This window comes from Faecalibacterium prausnitzii (genome assembly GCF_019967995.1).
Taxonomy (GTDB): Bacteria; Bacillota; Clostridia; order Oscillospirales; family Ruminococcaceae; genus Faecalibacterium; species Faecalibacterium prausnitzii_E.
Map to the genome: position 1 here is coordinate 1,548,539 of NZ_CP065377.1, position 16,466 is coordinate 1,565,004.

Sequence of the window (16,466 nt, forward strand, 5' to 3'; positions counted from 1 at the left end):
AAAATGGCGCAGACATTTGGCTCCAGGCTGAAGCGGGCCTGGAATGCCTTTACGAACCGGGACCCTCCCGGAAAGAGTTCCTACGGCGGAGGATACAGTTACCGGCCTGACCGGGTGCGGCTGAACCGCGGGAACGACCGGACCATCCTGACTGCGATCTACACCCGCATTGCAATGGATGCGGCCAGCATCACCATCAACCATGTAAGGCTCGATGAAAACGGACGCTATGACGAGACCGTTGATTCGGGCCTTAATTCATGCCTGAATCTATCCGGCAACAAAGACCAGACAGGACGTGCTTTGCGGTATGACCTGTTTCTTTCGGTGCTGGACGAAGGCGCGGTGGCGCTGGTGCCGGTGGACGTTGACACCGACCCGAAGACCGGAGACGTGACGATCGAATCCATGCGGGTGGGCAAGATCAAGGAATGGTACCCCGACGACGTGCGGCTGGAAGTGTACAACGACCGGACCGGACAGCGGGAGGAATTGACCCTGCCGAAAGCGCAGGTGGCCATCATCGAGAACCCGTTCTATGCTGTGATGAACGAGCCGAACGGCACCGTTCAGCGGCTCATCCGGAAACTGAACCTGATGGACGTGGTGGATGACCAGCTGGGCAGCGGCAAGCTCGACCTCATCATCCAGCTGCCTTACATCGTCAGGAGCGAAGCCCGGAAGAAACAGGCCGAAGACCGCCGCGCCGAGATCGAACGGCAGCTGGCGGGAAGCAAATACGGCATCGCGTACACCGACGGCACGGAACACATCACACAGTTGAACCGCAGTCTCGAAAACAACCTTCTGAAGACCGTGGAATACCTGACGAACATGGCATACAGTCAGTTGGGCATTACACCGGAGATCATGAATGGTACGGCGAACGACACTGTGATGACCAACTACGAGAACCGGACCATTGAACCGTTGGTGGCGGCTGCCGTAGACGAGCTGAAGCGGAAGTTTCTGACCGAGGAAGCGCGGGCGAACGGCGAATCCGTGCTCTATTTCCGCGACCCGTTCAAGCTGGCCCCGGTGAGCATGGTGGCCGAGATGGCGGACAAGTTCACCCGCAACGAGATCATGACGAGCAACGAGTTCCGGCAGATCATCGGCATGAAGCCCTCGAAAGACCCGAATGCGGACAGACTGCGGAATGCGAACATCTCGCAGCCGAACGACGGCGGGGCGCCGGACCCGGTGGCAGCCGGGCGGGACACCGTGGAGCGGCTGGTGAATGGGTAGAAAGGAGAAACATTTTTCAAAATGGTGAAGTTTGACTATGATTGCAGCGGCTGGGCGACGAAAGCGAACACCCGCTGTTACGACGGGCTGACCATTGCGCAGGATGCGTTCAAGGAATGCGACGGTAAGGTGGTGCCGATGGTCTACAACCACGACCACAGCGACATCGGCAATGTGATCGGCAAATGCCTGCTGGAGAACCGGCCGGGCGGCGTGTATGCCTACGCGAAGTTCAACGACACCGAGGCAGGCAAGACCGCCCGTGCCTGCGTGGAAAGCGGCGACATGAACGCCTTTTCCATCTTCGCAAACGGTGTGCAGAAGGTGGGCAAGACCGTGAAGCATGGCTTCATCCGGGAAGTGAGCCTCGTGCTGGCAGGCTGCAACCCCGGCGCACTCATCGACGAGGTGATCAAGCACAGCGCCGACGAGGACTACGAGGGCGGAGAGGCCTTCATCTACAACGACGAAGGTCTGAGCCTGACCCACGGCATGGACCCGGATGGCAACCCGCTGGAGGAACTGGCCCACGGCGGAGACAACGCAAAACAGGAGGAAGCCAAAATGTCGGACGAAAAGAAAGACGGTAAGACGCTCGAACAAGTCTATAACAGCATGACCGACGAGCAGAAGGAATGCTGCCACGCCCTCGTGGGACTGGCCCTGGAGGAGAACGGCGGCGAAGACGACGGTGAGGAGGATGAAACCGTGAAGCAGAATGTTTTTGACAAGGACACCCGCGCAACTGTGCTCCAGCACAACATGGAAGAGATCAACGGCATCATCAAGGGCGCCAAGAGCCACGGTACGCTGAAGCAGGCCTTTGAGGACGCTGGCATTGACACCGATGAACTGGCCCACAGCATCGACAACATCGACTGGCTGTTCCCGGATGACCACCTGCTCGACAACACGCCCCGCATCATCGAGAAGCCGGATGACTGGGTGAGCAAGGTGATGGGCGGTGTGCATCACATCCCCTTCAGCCGCTTTAAGAGCCAGTTTGCTGACCTGACCGAGGATGAGGCTCGTGCCAAGGGCTACATCAAGGGCAACTTCAAGAAGGAAGAGGTCTTCGGCCTGCTGCGCCGCTCCACCAGCCCCACCACCGTCTACAAGAAGCAGAAGCTGGACCGCGACGACGTGATCGACATCACCGGCTTTGACGTGGTCTCCTGGCTGAAGAGCGAGATGCGCTACAAGCTGAACCGGGAACTGGCCCTGAGCTACCTTCTGGGCGACGGCCGCCCCGCAGGCAGCGAGGACAAGATCGACGAGAACTGCATCCGCCCCGTCGTGAACGATGCGGACCTGTTCACCATCAAGATTCAGGTCTCCACTGCCGGTCTGACCAAGATCGAGGATAAGATGCAGGCTACCATCAAGCAGATCCTGCGCAGCCGCAAGAACTACCGTGGCTCCGGCACCCCGACCTTCTTCACCACCGAGGACATCCTGACTGAGATGCTGCTGCTGGAAGATGGCATCGGCCACCCGCTGTATGCAGACACTGCTGCTCTGGCCCGCAAGCTGCGCGTGAAGGAGATCGTAACCATCCCTGAGATGGAGGGCCGCACCGGCGCCAAGGGTGGCGAGCTGATCGGCGTGATCGTGAACCTGGCCGACTACACCGTGGGTGCCGACAAGGGCGGTGCGGTTGCGATGTTCGACGACTTCGACATCGATTACAACGCCCAGAAGTACCTGATCGAGACCCGCTGCTCCGGCGCACTGGCGGTGCCCTTTAGCGCGATGGCCATCGAGTTTGCTGCGTAAAACCGCAGCGAGACGGAGAGGGTTTACGCCGGGCCCTGCGACAGAGGGCAGGCAGAAAGGAATTGAGTTATGCTGAAAACCATTTATGAGACCGGTTATGACCTGCATGTGGCAAACTACGTTGCCTACCTGCACACCGACAAGAAGCTGTATGAGGATGAGGCGCACAAGACCCAGGCAAAGAAGGCCGACGTGGAGAAGGCGTTCAAGCTGGGCCGCCTGCTCGTCATGGGTGCGGACAAGACCTACCTGCCGGTGGCACTGCTGGCGGCCGGTGTGGTCGTGACCGACGGCACCACCGCTGTGACCTGCACCGCCGCAGATGCCGACCCGGCCTGAAGGCCCGCCGTTCTGGACGAGGCAGTGCTCGACCGGACGGTGCTGTGCTGAACGATTCAAAATGGAGTGAAATGCAATGAGCAAGTGGTTTGGAAAGATCGGATACGCTGAGACACTGGAGACAGAACCGAGCGTATACGAAGAGACCATGAAGGAACGGGACTACTATGGGGACCTTGTGCGGAACACCCGCCGTTTTGATCTGGGTGACCAGGTGAACGGTGAAACGACGGTGTCGAACCAGCTGAGCATCCTGGCAGACCCCTTTGCGCAGGAGCATTTCTACGCCATGCGGTATGCGACGCTCTATGGCGCAAAGTGGATCATCGACAACGTGGACGTGCAGTTCCCGCGGCTGATCCTGACACTGGGAGGGCAATACCATGGCTGATATCCTGCTGGACCGGCGCCTGGCGCTGGACAAGCTGCTGCGCGCCATCGTAAAAGAGCGGTGCGGGAGCGAGAACGTCTATTACCAGCCGAAGAACGGACTGGCGATGAACTACCCCTGCATCTGCTATGAGCGGAGCAAGATCAGAAATGTCGCTGCGGATGACAACGTTTATCTGCAGCGCTTTTTTTATACCCTGACGGTGATCGACCCGAAACCGGACAGCCCGATGGTGCTGGCGGCTTCGCGCCTGCCGAGGTGCGGGCATGACCGGCACTTCGTTTCGGACGGGCTGCATCACGACACATTTACCATCTACTACTAAGGAGGATGAACCTATGGCAAGACTGGAATGGGATAAGACTGGTGAGCGCTTTTACCACACTGGTACCAAGCACGGCGTGCTGTACCCGATGGATAACAAGGGTGCTTACCCCAAGGGTGTGGTCTGGAACGGCCTGACTGCCGTGACCGAGAGCCCCGACGGTGCAGACCTGACCAAGCTGCACGCAGACGATATGGTGTATGCCGGTCTCCGCGCAGCGGAAGAGTTCAAGTACACCATTGAGTCCTACATGTATCCGCCGGAGTTCGAGGCCTGCGACGGCAGCGCGGAGATCGTGCCCGGCGTGACCATCGGCCAGCAGCGCCGTCTGCCCTTTGGCTTCAGCTGGGTGACCAGCATCGGCAATGACACCGTGATGGACGATGATGACGGCTACATCATCCACATCGCATGGAACTCGACCGCTTCTCCCAGCGAGAAGAGCTACGAGACCGTGAACGACAGCCCGGATGCCATCACCTTCAGCTGGGAGTGTGACACCACCCCGGTGAACGTGGCAGGCTACAAGCCCACCGCGCACATGGAGATCAACAGCCTGAAGACCGACCCGGCCAAGCTGAAGGCCCTGGAGGACAAGCTGTATGGCACCGAGAACACCACCGCATCTCTGCCGACCCCGGACGAGGTCATTGAGCTGCTGAAGGCCGCTGCGTAACCTCTCAGTCTCGCTTCGCTCGCCAGCTCCCCTGATAGGGGAGCCATTGGCAGGGCGGTGTTGCGAGTGCTGGACGAAAAAAAGCCCGACCGGGCGTAAAATGCCGGGCTCCGCGGCAGCGGACAGGCAGCTATTGAAAGGAGAAAACCATGATCTGTGAACCCATTACCTACACCGACTTTGACGGTGTGGAGCGCACCGAAAACTTCTACTTCAACCTGACTGAGGCGGAGATCACCGAATGGAGCCTCTCTGTGGAGGGCGGCTTGCAGGAGTACATCGACCGCATCGTGAAGGCGAAGAGCCAGAAGGAGCTGGTGGAACTGTTCAAGACCGTGATCGAGAAGGCCTACGGCGAGAAGAGCGCCGACGGCCGCCGGTTCATGAAGAGCCCGGAGATCTTCGCAAACTTTGCGGCGACCCAGGCATTTTCTGACTTCTACATGTCGCTGGCGACCGACACCGAAAAGGCCACCAAGTTCATCAACGCACTTGCCCCGAATGGCAAGTTCAGCGCAAAGCCCGGTGCAAACCCGGCAGCGCAGGCCGTGCCCGTGACGCTGGCAGTGACCAGCTCTGCACAGGGCTGACCCACATTTGAAACCACAGGGAGATAAGACGAATGTTTGAGATCACAATTCCCGGCGAGGAGCTCTGGGATGCGAGGCGGGCGGAATTTACCAGCACGAAGGCGGTGACGCTGCGGCTGGAGTATTCGCTTGTCTCCCTGTCCAAATGGGAAAGCAAGTGGCATATCCCGTTTTTCGACGACAGCATCGAAAAGACACCGGAACAGATGCAGGACTTTGTGCGCTGCATGACGGTGACTCAGGGCGTGGACCCGACGGTGTACGCCCGGCTGACGGTGGAAAACCTGAATGCTATTTACCGATATATGGAAGACCCGATGACCGCGACCTGGTTTGCAGGCGAAGGGAGACCGGGCGAAAAAAATCAAAATGGAACCGCAAAGCGCCGCGCAAGAAGGCGGCCGCCCGGCACGGGGAAGGTGCTGACGAGCGAGGTGTTATATTCCCGGATGTTCCAGGCCGGGGTTCCCATTGAATGCGAGCGGTGGCATCTGAACCGCCTGATGACCCTGATCCGGGTCTGTCAGGAAGAGCAGGCTCCGCCCCGGAAGATGAGCCGGAAAGACGCACTGCGCCAGCGCAGAGAGCTGAATGCAGCGCGGATGAAGAAATATGGCGCGAGAGGGTAATGAATGCCAAAAATCATTGTATTTCGTCAGAAGGGAAAGTTTAAGAAGACGAGCGGATTTTTGAAGCGGGTGAGCCGGATGGACCTGGATGCGGTGCTGGACGAGTACGGCAAAAGGGGCGTGGCAGCGCTGGCTGAGGCGACCCCGAAAGACACCGGAAAGACCGCCGCGAGCTGGAATTACCGGGTGACAAAAGGGGCCGACAGCATCGTGATCACCTGGTCGAACACGAACGTCGTGGACGACGTACCGATCGCGGTCATTTTACAGTACGGGCACAGCACACGGAACGGCGGCTATGTGGAAGGCGTTGATTATATCAACCCGGCCATGAAGCCGATCTTTGAGGAAATCGCCCGCAAAGCATGGAGGGAGGTGCAGAGAGGATGAGCAGAGAAGTAGACCAGCGCGTGGTCGAAATGCGGTTTGACAACGCACAGTTTGAGAAGAACACGCGCGAGAGCATGAAGACTCTGGACCGGCTCCAGGAAAAGTTGCAGTTCAAGGACGTGGACAAGGGCTTCGAAAACATCGAAAAAGCCCAGCGGAACGTGAACTTCGACGAGATGGAAGGCGCACTGGACACCCTGAAGGTGAAGTTCAACGCGCTGGACGTGATGGCTGTGGCCGCACTGACCAACATCACGAACAAGATCGTGGACACCGGCGAACGTCTGGTGAAGAGCCTTTCGGTGGACCAGGTGGCCAGCGGATGGAATAAGTACACCGAGAAGACCTCGAATGTGCAGACCATCATGAACGCGACGGGCGAAAGCATCGACAACGTCAACGGCTACCTGAACAAGCTGATGTGGTACTCGGATGAGACGAGTTACAGCTTCAGCGAGATGACGAGTGCCCTTTCGCAGATGACTGCGGCAGGCGGCGACATCAAGAAGATGATCCCCATGATTATGGGCATCGCCAACGCCACCGCCGACGCCGGTAAAACGGGCTTTGCATTCCAGAGCACCATCCGAAACCTGACCCAGAGTTACAGCGCCGGTCACCTGCAATTGCAGGACTGGAAGAGCCTCAACCTGATGGGCACGGCCACCAAGGCTCTGAAACAGGAACTCATCGACACGGCTGTGGAGATGGGCAAACTGAAAGAGGGCGAGGTGACCATTGCCACCTTCGAAAGTACCCTTTCGAACAAGTGGGCTGACACGAAGGTCATGGAAAAGACCTTCGAAAAGTACGCCTCCATGATGGAAGCTGCGTACGATATGGTGCAGCAGAACCCTGGCATGACCAGCTCCGAGGCGCTGGAGAAACTGAGCGGGCAATATGGCGAGCTGGCAGAGCGCGCGGCGTTGGCGGCCCAGCAGGCAACGAGCTTCGAGCAGGCCATCGACTCCACGAAGGACGCAGTCAGTTCCTCCTGGATGAAAGTCTTCGAGACCTTCTTCGGCAACAAGGAGGAAGCGACCGAGACCTGGACGGAACTGGCGAACCGGCTGTACGATATTTTCGTACCGTCCATCGACGCGCTGAACGAACGGCTGAAAGAGGGTCTCGACACCGGCTGGAAACAGCTGAACGACAAGCTGGGCGACCAGGCGGAGACCTACGACACCGTGCTGCAAAAAGTGGCACTGGCCAGCGGGGCGGTGACCGAAGAATCCATTGAAGAAGCGGGCAGCTTTGCGAACGCATTGCGGGAAGGCGGCGTCAACGCCGAGCTGCTTCAAAATGGATTGGACGTGACCCTCGTCAGCCTGGAAAAGTACCTCGCCATGAGTGACGAGGCGCTGGATGCCCGCAATCTGGACAAGGAAGCCATTGAGCGGGACTATGAAGCGCTGAGCCGGTTGAACGAGGAGTTCCGGACCGGAGAAGCCAGCCTGGCAGACTATGCCGCCGGTATGAGCGAGCTTTCGGGCCGCGAACACCTGATGCAGAGTCTGTGGAACATCATGGATGCACTGAGTGCTCTGGTGCAGCCCATCCACGATGCGTTCCAGGAGATCTTCCCGCCGACGAGCGGCAAGCAGATCAAGAGCTTTGCGGAAGGGCTGGATTACGCCACGAGCAAGCTCATTATCGGCGAGGAGACCGCCACAAAGATCAGGGGCGCCTTTACGGGACTGTTCCGGGTCATCCGGGTCGGCACCGACACCATCGCAAAGGTCGTGAAGACGGCGGTGAAGCTGCTGGGTGGACTGGCGGACGTGCTGAAGCCAGTGAAGGACGGCATCCTTGACGTGGCGGGAGGCTTCGGAGATTTTGTGACCGAAGTGGGCGAAGCGCTGACTGGCACGAAGACCCTGGGGGAGCGGTTCGACGCCATCCGGGCCAGCCTGAAAAAGCTGCTGAGCCCGCTGGGGGACCTGAAAAACCTCACGAAGAACTTCTCGCTGGCCGGGCTGAAAGAGCAGCTGGACGCCCTCGTGCAGAGCGGTGGGAACCTGAGCTGGATCAGCGGGCTTTCTGAGAATGCGCAGAACGTGCTGAAACCTCTGATCGTGCTGGCAGGACAGGCGGCAGGCGGCGGACTGACCCTGCTGGGTGTCCTTGGCGCGGTGGCCGGAGGGATGATCGCGAAACTGGGCGAGACAGCGGACTTCCTCAAACAATGGGTGAAGGGCCAGCTGGAGGGTGCAGACAGTCTGGAGACAACCCTGACGAATCTGCCGGTGAAGATCGGAGAGGCCGTGACGACCTTTGCGACGACCTTCAAGAAGAACGTTTCGAGCATCGAAGCGACGGCGGACACCGTGGCAGACCCGGTGAAGAAGTTCTTCGAGGCGCTGAAGGCGGGCTTCGACTCCATCAGCGGAACGGATGTTTACCGCCTGCTGAGCTTGATCGACGTGGGGCTGCTGGCGTTCAGCATCGGGCAGTTCGCGAAGGCGTCCAAGAGCTTTTCGAGTCTGGTGGGAGACCTGTTCAAAGGGCCTGTGACGAGGGCCTTTGATGCCATGGCGGGGAGTTTCAAGCAGCTGACGAGCGCGCTGAAGACCTGGCAGAAAAACCAGTCCAGCGAAGCGATGCGGAACATTGCAGTATCCATCCTCGTTCTGGCCGGAGCCATGTGGGTGATGGCACAGGTGCCGGAAGACCGGTTCCATGACATCATCACCACCATTCTGGCGTTCGGTGCAGGACTGGTGATCGCAGGAAAACTGCTGACCCCCTCGACCAAAAAGTTCAGCAAGGCCATGGAGAGCCTGAAGGCAACGGCCCTGAACGCCGCTACGCTGTGGGGCACTGCGGCCGCACTGGTGGGGCTGGGGCTTGCCGTGAAGAACATCCTGAACGGTGTCAGTAACCTGCTAGCGGTGTTCCAGAACGGAAACATCACCGACTCGGTGGCTGGAGTGACCATGGCGATTGCCACGCTGGTGGCGGCATTCTGGGTCTTTGGGCAGGCGATGCGCTCCATCATCACACTGGAAGGAAAGGTCATCAGCCCGAAGACCCTGGTCTCGATGGCGGCCGCACTGCTGGCCTTTGGCGTGGCGGTGCGCACTCTGGCCGGTGCCGTGAAGATGCTGGCCGAGATGGACGACTGGGAGAACATCACAGTCGGAACGACGGCGATCCTGTTCCTGATGGCAGGACTTTCCGGAATTGCGATTGCGATGAAGAAATGGGGCTCGTTCAATTTTCAAAATGGAGCTGGTTTTGCGGCGCTGAGTGTTGGCGTCCTGGCGCTGGCCGGGGCCTGTAAGATCATTGAGGGCATCAACACGGACGCATTGTCCAATGCGTTCGGCGTGATCGCAGTCTTTCTTGCGGAGCTTGCCCTTATTGGGGCAAAGAGTAAGATCGGTCTGCGGGCCGGAGCGGCCTTCGTGACCATTGCAGCAAGCGTGGCTCTGCTGGCCGGGGCTATGGCGGCAATCTCACTGGTGCCGACCGAGAATCTGGCGAAGGGATTTGTCGCAATCGAAGCATGTCTCTTGTCGCTGTTTGCTGTGGTTGGTCTGCTGAGCGGTAGAAATGCGGCAAGCATGGCAGCCGGTGCAACGGCGATGCTGACCATTTCCGGGGCAATGCTCGTGCTGGCGGGTGCTGTGGCGGTGTACGCACGCCTTGGCGATAGCGCAGTGGATGCCCTATTCAAATGCGGAGTATCCGTTGCCGGAATGGCTGTTGCTATTTGGGGACTCTCGAAATTGAAGGGCGATGCGCTGAATGCGGCGTGGGTCATCAACACACTGTCGGGCGGACTTATCAAGCTGGCGGCTGCCTGCGTCATCTTCAATCTGGTGAACTGGCAGTCGCTTGCAACGGCGGCGGTCACTATCAGCGGATTGATCGCCATCCTGATGATCGCGGGAAAGATTGAGAGCCTTTGCCCGCTGCTGGGAGCAGGACTGAGAACATTGGGCGAGGCCTTCGACACCTTTGCTACCGGTGCGCTGAAGCTGGCGGGAGCGACTGCCATCCTGAGCATCCTCTCGATGTTTGCCGGGCCGATCTGTCAGGCCATCATCAATGCAGCTCCCGACATCGAGCAGGCGCTCGTTGCCGTGATAAACATGCTGTGCAACGTGATCGTGCAGTGTGCAGGGCCGATTGCCCAAGCGTTCGATGCCCTTGTGCGCGCTGTAGTTCCTGTGCTTTGGCAGGAACTGAAAGATGCGCTGGGCTTTCTGGGTGTTCCGGAGACATGGGGTGAATTGTTTGCAGGCATCTGGTCGGCCATTAAAACTGCTGCTAGCGGCATCGGGGATTGGTTCATGCAGATCTTCGACGATGACCGGCCCCTTGGCGCATTGGTCAATGTGGTCAAAAACATCGGAATGGCCGTCATCGACAAATTCAAAGAGGTGTTCGGCATCAACTCCCCCTCGACGGTCATGGCGGAGAATGGGCGATACATTCTGGAAGGCTTACAGAACGGCTTGCAGGATGAAGGTGCACTGGCCAAGGTCAAGAACGCCATGCACAGTGTGGCAACCGCTGTGGCAAATGTGTTTACCGGATTCTGGAAGATCCATTCACCGAGTGAACTTTCCTATGGATACGGTGAGAACATCAACCAAGGCACTGCGAACGGCCTCAACGACACCAAGCAGACCGTCGTGGACGCCATGGGCAATGTGGTAGACGCTGCCGCTGGCAAGCTGAACAGCCTGACTGGAAAGGCAAAGACCGCAGGCGAGAATGCACTGACCGCATTTGCGAACGGATTCAAAGGGACCGGAAGCGGGACCGGGAAGTTCGACATGGGTTCAAAATGGTTGACCACGGACGCGGGAAAGAACCTGCTCGCGGTGAAAGACACGGGCCTTGGCGGCGACATGTCGTGGTTTGAGGACCTGTACAAGAACCCCACCGAAACACCGACGACCCCGACCCCGGCTACCGGCAAGAAACCCAAGGGCGGCGGCACCACAAAGACGACCAAGACCGAGGCGGACAAACTGGTGGACGAGTACACCAAGAAGCTGAAAGCGAACAAGGCCAAGATGGACGCCGCCGACAAGGAATATGCACTGTGGGAGCTGACCGAAGGCGACACGTCGAGCGTGGAAGCCCTGGTGGAAAAGAAGACCGACAGCCTGACGCAGGCTATCGCGGACCAGACCGACCGGGTGGCCATCGCGAAGGAACAGTACGACAAGATCCTTGCGGAGAAGAGCTCCACCGACACCCAGAAGAGCGATGCGTATGCGACCTACCTCAACGAGGAGAAGACACTGGCTGAGCTGAAGGGAAAGAAGCAGGCGACGCTGTTCCAGGTGATCAAAGACCGGTACGACGACGAAGCCAGCACTGCGACGGACGAGTACGAACTGTGGGCGAGCCTGTACGAAGACACGGCCACGGTGGAGGAAAAGTCAAACAAGAAGATCGAGAACCTGAACAAGAAGATCGGCATCCAGGCGAAGGTCGTGACGGCCACCGAAGAGGAGTACACCAAGCTGAAAGCCGAGTTCGGCGAGGAGAGCCTGAAGACCCAGGAAGCCTACCGGCGGTGGCTGGAAGAGCAGAAGGAACAGCAGGACCTCATCAACGAGATGAACCAGGCCCAGCTGGACGCCTTTGACGATGCGCTGGCCATGCTGGAAAAGCAGGAAAAGATCATCACGAACCGGCAGAACGTGCTGAAAAAGATCTACAACGACGGCGACCTCTCGCAGCGGGAGGAAGCCTACAAGGCGGCGGTCAAGCAGTACGGTGCAGACAGCAAGGAGGCGCGCCTCGCCTCCACCCAGGGCACGATGACCGCCATTCTGGGCGTTGGTACGGCTCTGGACAGCATGGCCTATTCGGTCAAGAAGCTGACGAACAAACAGAACAAGTACAACGAAGCCGTCAAACAGAGCGGCAAGGACAGCGAAGCGGCGCTGGATGCACTGGCCGAGTGGCAGGGTGAACAGTACAACTTCGTGGGCTTTGCCGAAGATCTGGCCACGGCGTTCGATCTGGACGACAGCGGCAAGCGGATGACCATGCAGCTGGGCTATGCCATCGCCCGGAACTGGAAGCCGATCCAAAAGGGATTCCAGGACGTCTGGCAGAAGGTACAGACCAAATTCCCGCAAGCCGCACAGAACATGGCCAACGCCTTCGGGCTGGTTGTGCGGGAAGGCGCGACCGAAGTCATCACCGACGTGTACAGCATGATCACCGCAGCGGTGGGCGGAGACTGGGGACAGGCTCTGACGAGCGGCATTGCGGCCGTGCTGGACTTTATGGGCAGCGACTTCGGAAAGACTGTGCTGGACACCGTCGGTCCGATGCTGGCGACCGCTGGCAAGAAGCTGAGCGGCACACTGGCCACGACACTGGGCGGTGTGGTGAGCGAAGGCGGGCTTCTGACCACGATCGGCACCAAACTGGCCGGACTGGCAGCGACCATCGGCGGAGAAGGCGGGCTTGTGGCTACGATCGGCGCAAAGCTGGCCGCGCTGGCGGCATCGATCGGCCCGCATGGTCTGCTTATAGCGGCGGTCGTTGCGGCCGGTGCAGTGGTCATCACCTTGCTGGTGAAGAACTGGGACAAGGTGAAGAACTTCTTCGGCAGGGCGCTGGACTGGCTGCGGAACCTGTTCTCGAAGTTCGTGGAGGTCGGCAAGAACCTCGTCAAGGGACTGTGGAAAGGCATCACCGGGGCAGCGAAGGCTGTGGGTGACGGCATCAAGAACCTGTGCACAGGCCTTGTGAACGGGGTGAAGAGCTTCTTCGGCATCCACTCGCCCTCGACCGTGATGGCCCAGCTGGGCGAATACATGAGTCTTGGCTTTGCCAATGGCATCGCGGACAGCGGGAACGCTGTGGACCGGAGCATGAACGACGTGATGCGCTCGGCGCTGAGTGCTGCGCAGATGAGCGCCAACATGATCCTGAGCTGCTTTGATGAGGACGCGGACTTCAGCCCGACCATCACGCCCGTGGTGGATCTGGAAGGGGTGCGCAACAGCGCCAACTGGATGCAGAGCGCCTTCGCAGACCCGGACGGGACCCTGAACGCCCGCTTCGAACAGCCCACCCAGCTGATGCGCAGCTTTGCCAAGCGCCGGGAAATTCAAAATGGAGAACCGACAGCAGCTGCCGCAAGCGGCAACGATGACGTCGTGGCAGCCATTGAGAGCCTGGGCAGCCGGGTGGACGCGGTGAGCGAGGCGGTGCGAAACATGAAGCTTTCCATTGACCGGAGAAAGCTGGTCGGAGAGATCATCGAGGATGTGGATACGAAGCTCATGGAACGGGCAGAACGGAGACGGCGATGAATAGCGTAGATCTGTTGCGCCTGTACATCGGCGGAAACCCGCTGGCGGAGTATGCGTCGGTTACGTTCCTGGTAAAGAACGGTGCAGGGCAGTACGAAAGTTGTTCGACAAAAGACCTGAATCTGGTGCCGTTGAGCCCGCTGCATGTAAACGCATTTGAAGAAAACTGCAAGACCGTCAGCATCCCCGCGATGCACGGAGCACCGGAGTATCCGGCTGCCCTGAGACGGGTGTATAAGAACGCGACGGGAACCTGGGAGTTTTATTACGTCCAGGACGGAACCCTGCATGCGAGCTGGGATGACTATGGCGCAAACAGCCTGAAAGACTGGGTGAAGGTGCGGATGCGATGCGGCATTCCCGGACCGAACGAAATGAGCCTGAAGCTATATCACGGATGGCATACCCGAACCGGCGAGTGGAGCAGCACCTACTACCGACTGATGCGGTTTATTCAGGGAAAAGACTGCAAAGTGCGGATGCACGTGGATGCCACGGCTGTAAGCGGGCCGAGAGATGCCGAATACGAGGGGCGGTGCTGGGTGAGCAGTGTGAAACCCAACGAAGGAAAGATGGTATTTGCCATCAGTTACAACTTCGCGCCCCAGAACGAAGAACGACAATAACCGAAATTTCAAAATGGAGGGAGCAGCATGTATCATTCCATCACCATTGGCGACAAGAACACCTGGGATGACTGGCACATGATCCCGGTCACTCCCCCGGTGATCGCTCCCCCGGTTGAAAAGACCATCTCCCTGGACGTCGAAGGACGGAACGGGGCGGTGTATCTTTCCAAAAGTGTCACGGGCGAGGCGGTATTCAAGGCCCGTGAAGGAAGCTGGGAGTTTTATCTGGATACCGAATCCTGGAGAGGGCAGTATGGTTCCTCGCCAGTTGGAAAACAGGCGCTGGATCATCTTGCAAAAGCACTGAACGAAGACATCGCAAAGCCGATGAAGCAGTCTGTGCGGCTGGAGGATGACCCGGCGTTCTTTTATTTTGGAAGAGTCTGGGTGAGCGGAGGTATCAAGCAGCAGAACGACCACACAGTCATTACGCTGAAATACAGCCTTTACCCGTTCAAATATTTATACAACAACATTCAGGACGACTGGCTCTGGGACCCATTCAATTTTACGACCGACCTGGCGCTGCCGTATGCAAAGAATCTGGTGCTGAGAGGACAGGAGCAGGTAAATTTGTATCTGCCGCCGTCCGAAAAACCAAGCGTCGTGCGGGCCAGAGGAGGGGGCGGAGTGGTCGCAGGGCTCTACAAAAGCCGTACCCTGCCGTACCGGTATGCAGGGCTTGCAGGACTCTACACGGACCGCGCAGAGCGCCGACTGGTAAACAACATAGAGATCGCGCTGGGTGTCATCGACGACGACCTGCGATATGACGTGTATGAACTGAAGCTGAAGAACATGACCCTGATCCGACAGGTGGTCAATGTGACCTACCTGCCAGCATACTTATAAGGAGCTTTTCAAAATGGGATATCGGGTATATGCCGGAAGGATCGAGCGGGCGGAAGGAGCCTTTCGCGAGGGGAGCTGGGTCGGGTTCCGATGGGTAGACCGGGTGACACTTTACGACGCAGCGGGCGACCACATCGAAGGAGATGTCCCCGGACAGGTCGTGCTGGACCCGGTACTGACGCAGGAGAAAAACCAGCTGAACAGCTTTGAGTGCAGCATCCCATATGAGATCGAGACGCCGTTTGCTACGATCCGGAACCCCGTGTACGACGCGCTGAAGCTGCGCAAGAGCTGGGTATGCGTGGAAGAAGACGACAAGCCCATCTTCGTTGGGCGGGTGACAGAACTGGAAAAGCAGTTTGACCGGAGCTGGCGTGTATACGCCGAGGGAGCTCTTGGCGTGATGCAGGACGAGAGCTGGAAACTGGACCCGGCGACTTACACCCTGACGAAGGCTCGGAGCGAAACTTCAAAATGGTTCGATACGTATTATGCAGACACTCTGTTCAACCAGCTGTTCGCTCTGGGAAGGGCTGACTGCGGGTTGATCTGCATCGGGAAAGTGACGGTGCAAAACGGGAAGACCGTTGATACGACCGACAAAGGCACCCAGATCGACACCCACTGGAACCTGTTGAACACGCTTTTTCTGGACGAATACGACGGATATCTGCGAACGCGCATCGAAACATCCGGTGATGTGTGGCGCATTTGTGTGGATTACCTGCTGGACATCGAAGAGACGACCCAGCAGGCGATTTATTACGGCTCGAACCTGCTGGACCTGACTTATACCGAGAAGATCCCCAACGACTTTGCGACCCGGATCACGGCGTATGGCTCAAAGACGGAATCGCACGGGTGGTGGATCTGGAAGAAATACTCCACATCGGCCATAGTGGCGGTGGCGAAGAACGACGAAGCGGAAAGCAAATACGGCGTAGTGGAGAAGATCGTGACCGTGGATGGGGATACGACCGAAGCCAGCTTGCAGGAAACGGCGGACAAGCAGCTGAAGGAATACAAGCAGGACGTAGAACCGAGTTTGATGATCGAAGCGTTCGACTACAAAGACACGGGGCGGGACCTGGACCGGCTGCAATTTCTGAAAAAGACCCATGTGGTCTCCGAACCGCATGGGATAGACGGGTGGTATGTCTGCACCAAGACGGCCCTGACACTGGATGCACCGGACAACAAGCGGTATGAATATGGCCTGCCGCCCAGAAAACTGACCGACCAGCAGAACGCGAACACTACAAACCAGAAGACGATCAAGAACCAATTGCGGGGCGTGCTGAGTTGGCTGAACAAATAAAG

At 58.4% G+C, this 16,466-nt stretch carries 13 protein-coding genes; all 13 read left to right on the top strand.

Translation table 11 applies throughout. From position 1 onward, the window contains the following. Positions 1-3: 3 nt before the first annotated feature. Positions 4-1,248 carry a phage portal protein gene (locus I5P96_RS07830; RefSeq protein WP_223381463.1) on the top strand — a complete coding sequence of 415 codons (1,245 nt, stop codon included), beginning with the start codon at positions 4-6 and terminating at the stop codon, positions 1,246-1,248. A gap of 21 nt (positions 1,249-1,269) precedes the next feature. After that, positions 1,270-3,024: a phage major capsid protein gene (locus I5P96_RS07835; RefSeq protein ID WP_223381464.1), complete on the top strand. Its 1,755-nt coding sequence runs from the start codon at positions 1,270-1,272 to the stop codon at positions 3,022-3,024. A gap of 69 nt (positions 3,025-3,093) precedes the next feature. Next, a complete protein-coding gene (locus tag I5P96_RS07840; RefSeq protein ID WP_223381465.1) occupies positions 3,094-3,363 on the top strand; it encodes a hypothetical protein in 270 nt (89 codons plus the stop codon). Between the two features lie 76 nt (positions 3,364-3,439). After that, positions 3,440-3,754 carry a hypothetical protein gene (locus tag I5P96_RS07845; RefSeq protein ID WP_223381466.1) on the top strand — a complete coding sequence of 105 codons (315 nt, stop codon included), beginning with the start codon at positions 3,440-3,442 and terminating at the stop codon, positions 3,752-3,754. Further along, complete coding sequence (locus tag I5P96_RS07850; protein WP_223381467.1) at positions 3,747-4,079, top strand: hypothetical protein; 333 nt, start codon at positions 3,747-3,749, stop codon at positions 4,077-4,079. The genes I5P96_RS07845 and I5P96_RS07850 overlap by 8 nt, the downstream gene beginning before the upstream one ends. Positions 4,080-4,092: 13 nt before the next feature. Next, positions 4,093-4,755 carry a hypothetical protein gene (locus tag I5P96_RS07855; RefSeq protein WP_118552993.1) on the top strand — a complete coding sequence of 221 codons (663 nt, stop codon included), beginning with the start codon at positions 4,093-4,095 and terminating at the stop codon, positions 4,753-4,755. A 149-nt stretch (positions 4,756-4,904) separates the two neighbouring features. Further along, positions 4,905-5,345, top strand: coding sequence for a hypothetical protein (locus I5P96_RS07860; RefSeq protein ID WP_187116969.1), 441 nt, complete (start codon positions 4,905-4,907; stop codon positions 5,343-5,345). A gap of 32 nt (positions 5,346-5,377) precedes the next feature. Further along, positions 5,378-5,974, top strand: a complete 597-nt coding sequence (locus tag I5P96_RS07865) for a hypothetical protein (RefSeq protein ID WP_118552994.1) — start codon at positions 5,378-5,380, stop codon at positions 5,972-5,974. Positions 5,975-5,977: 3 nt separating this feature from the next. After that, the gene (locus I5P96_RS07870) at positions 5,978-6,364 is read left to right on the top strand and encodes an HK97 gp10 family phage protein (protein WP_263291094.1); all 387 of its coding nucleotides are present in this window, start codon (positions 5,978-5,980) and stop codon (positions 6,362-6,364) included. After that, entirely contained in the window at positions 6,361-13,665 is a 7,305-nt protein-coding gene (locus tag I5P96_RS07875) for a hypothetical protein (RefSeq protein ID WP_223381468.1), read from the top strand. Before I5P96_RS07870 ends, I5P96_RS07875 begins: the two co-directional genes overlap by 4 nt. Next, complete coding sequence (locus I5P96_RS07880) at positions 13,662-14,291, top strand: hypothetical protein (RefSeq protein ID WP_118552996.1); 630 nt, start codon at positions 13,662-13,664, stop codon at positions 14,289-14,291. Before I5P96_RS07875 ends, I5P96_RS07880 begins: the two co-directional genes overlap by 4 nt. Before the next feature lie 27 nt (positions 14,292-14,318). Beyond that, positions 14,319-15,146 (top strand): hypothetical protein, encoded by an 828-nt coding sequence (locus I5P96_RS07885; protein ID WP_118552997.1) that lies wholly within the window; start codon positions 14,319-14,321, stop codon positions 15,144-15,146. Positions 15,147-15,159: 13 nt separating this feature from the next. Next, positions 15,160-16,464 (top strand): hypothetical protein, encoded by a 1,305-nt coding sequence (locus tag I5P96_RS07890; RefSeq protein ID WP_223381469.1) that lies wholly within the window; start codon positions 15,160-15,162, stop codon positions 16,462-16,464. Positions 16,465-16,466: the final 2 nt, after the last annotated feature.

Excerpts from the sequence above, each read along its gene's own strand:
- I5P96_RS07850 (WP_223381467.1), top strand. The coding sequence starts at position 3,747 with ATGGCTGATATCCTGCTGGACCGGCGCCTGGCGCTGGACAAGCTGCTG.
- I5P96_RS07835 (WP_223381464.1), top strand. The coding sequence starts at position 1,270 with ATGGTGAAGTTTGACTATGATTGCAGCGGCTGGGCGACGAAAGCGAAC.
- I5P96_RS07865 (WP_118552994.1), top strand. The coding sequence starts at position 5,378 with ATGTTTGAGATCACAATTCCCGGCGAGGAGCTCTGGGATGCGAGGCGG.
- I5P96_RS07845 (WP_223381466.1), top strand. The coding sequence starts at position 3,440 with ATGAGCAAGTGGTTTGGAAAGATCGGATACGCTGAGACACTGGAGACA.
- I5P96_RS07840 (WP_223381465.1), top strand. The coding sequence starts at position 3,094 with ATGCTGAAAACCATTTATGAGACCGGTTATGACCTGCATGTGGCAAAC.
- I5P96_RS07880 (WP_118552996.1), top strand. The coding sequence starts at position 13,662 with ATGAATAGCGTAGATCTGTTGCGCCTGTACATCGGCGGAAACCCGCTG.
- I5P96_RS07855 (WP_118552993.1), top strand. The coding sequence starts at position 4,093 with ATGGCAAGACTGGAATGGGATAAGACTGGTGAGCGCTTTTACCACACT.
- I5P96_RS07875 (WP_223381468.1), top strand. The coding sequence starts at position 6,361 with ATGAGCAGAGAAGTAGACCAGCGCGTGGTCGAAATGCGGTTTGACAAC.
- I5P96_RS07870 (WP_263291094.1), top strand. The coding sequence starts at position 5,978 with ATGCCAAAAATCATTGTATTTCGTCAGAAGGGAAAGTTTAAGAAGACG.
- I5P96_RS07885 (WP_118552997.1), top strand. The coding sequence starts at position 14,319 with ATGTATCATTCCATCACCATTGGCGACAAGAACACCTGGGATGACTGG.
- I5P96_RS07830 (WP_223381463.1), top strand. The coding sequence starts at position 4 with ATGGCGCAGACATTTGGCTCCAGGCTGAAGCGGGCCTGGAATGCCTTT.
- I5P96_RS07860 (WP_187116969.1), top strand. The coding sequence starts at position 4,905 with ATGATCTGTGAACCCATTACCTACACCGACTTTGACGGTGTGGAGCGC.
- I5P96_RS07890 (WP_223381469.1), top strand. The coding sequence starts at position 15,160 with ATGGGATATCGGGTATATGCCGGAAGGATCGAGCGGGCGGAAGGAGCC.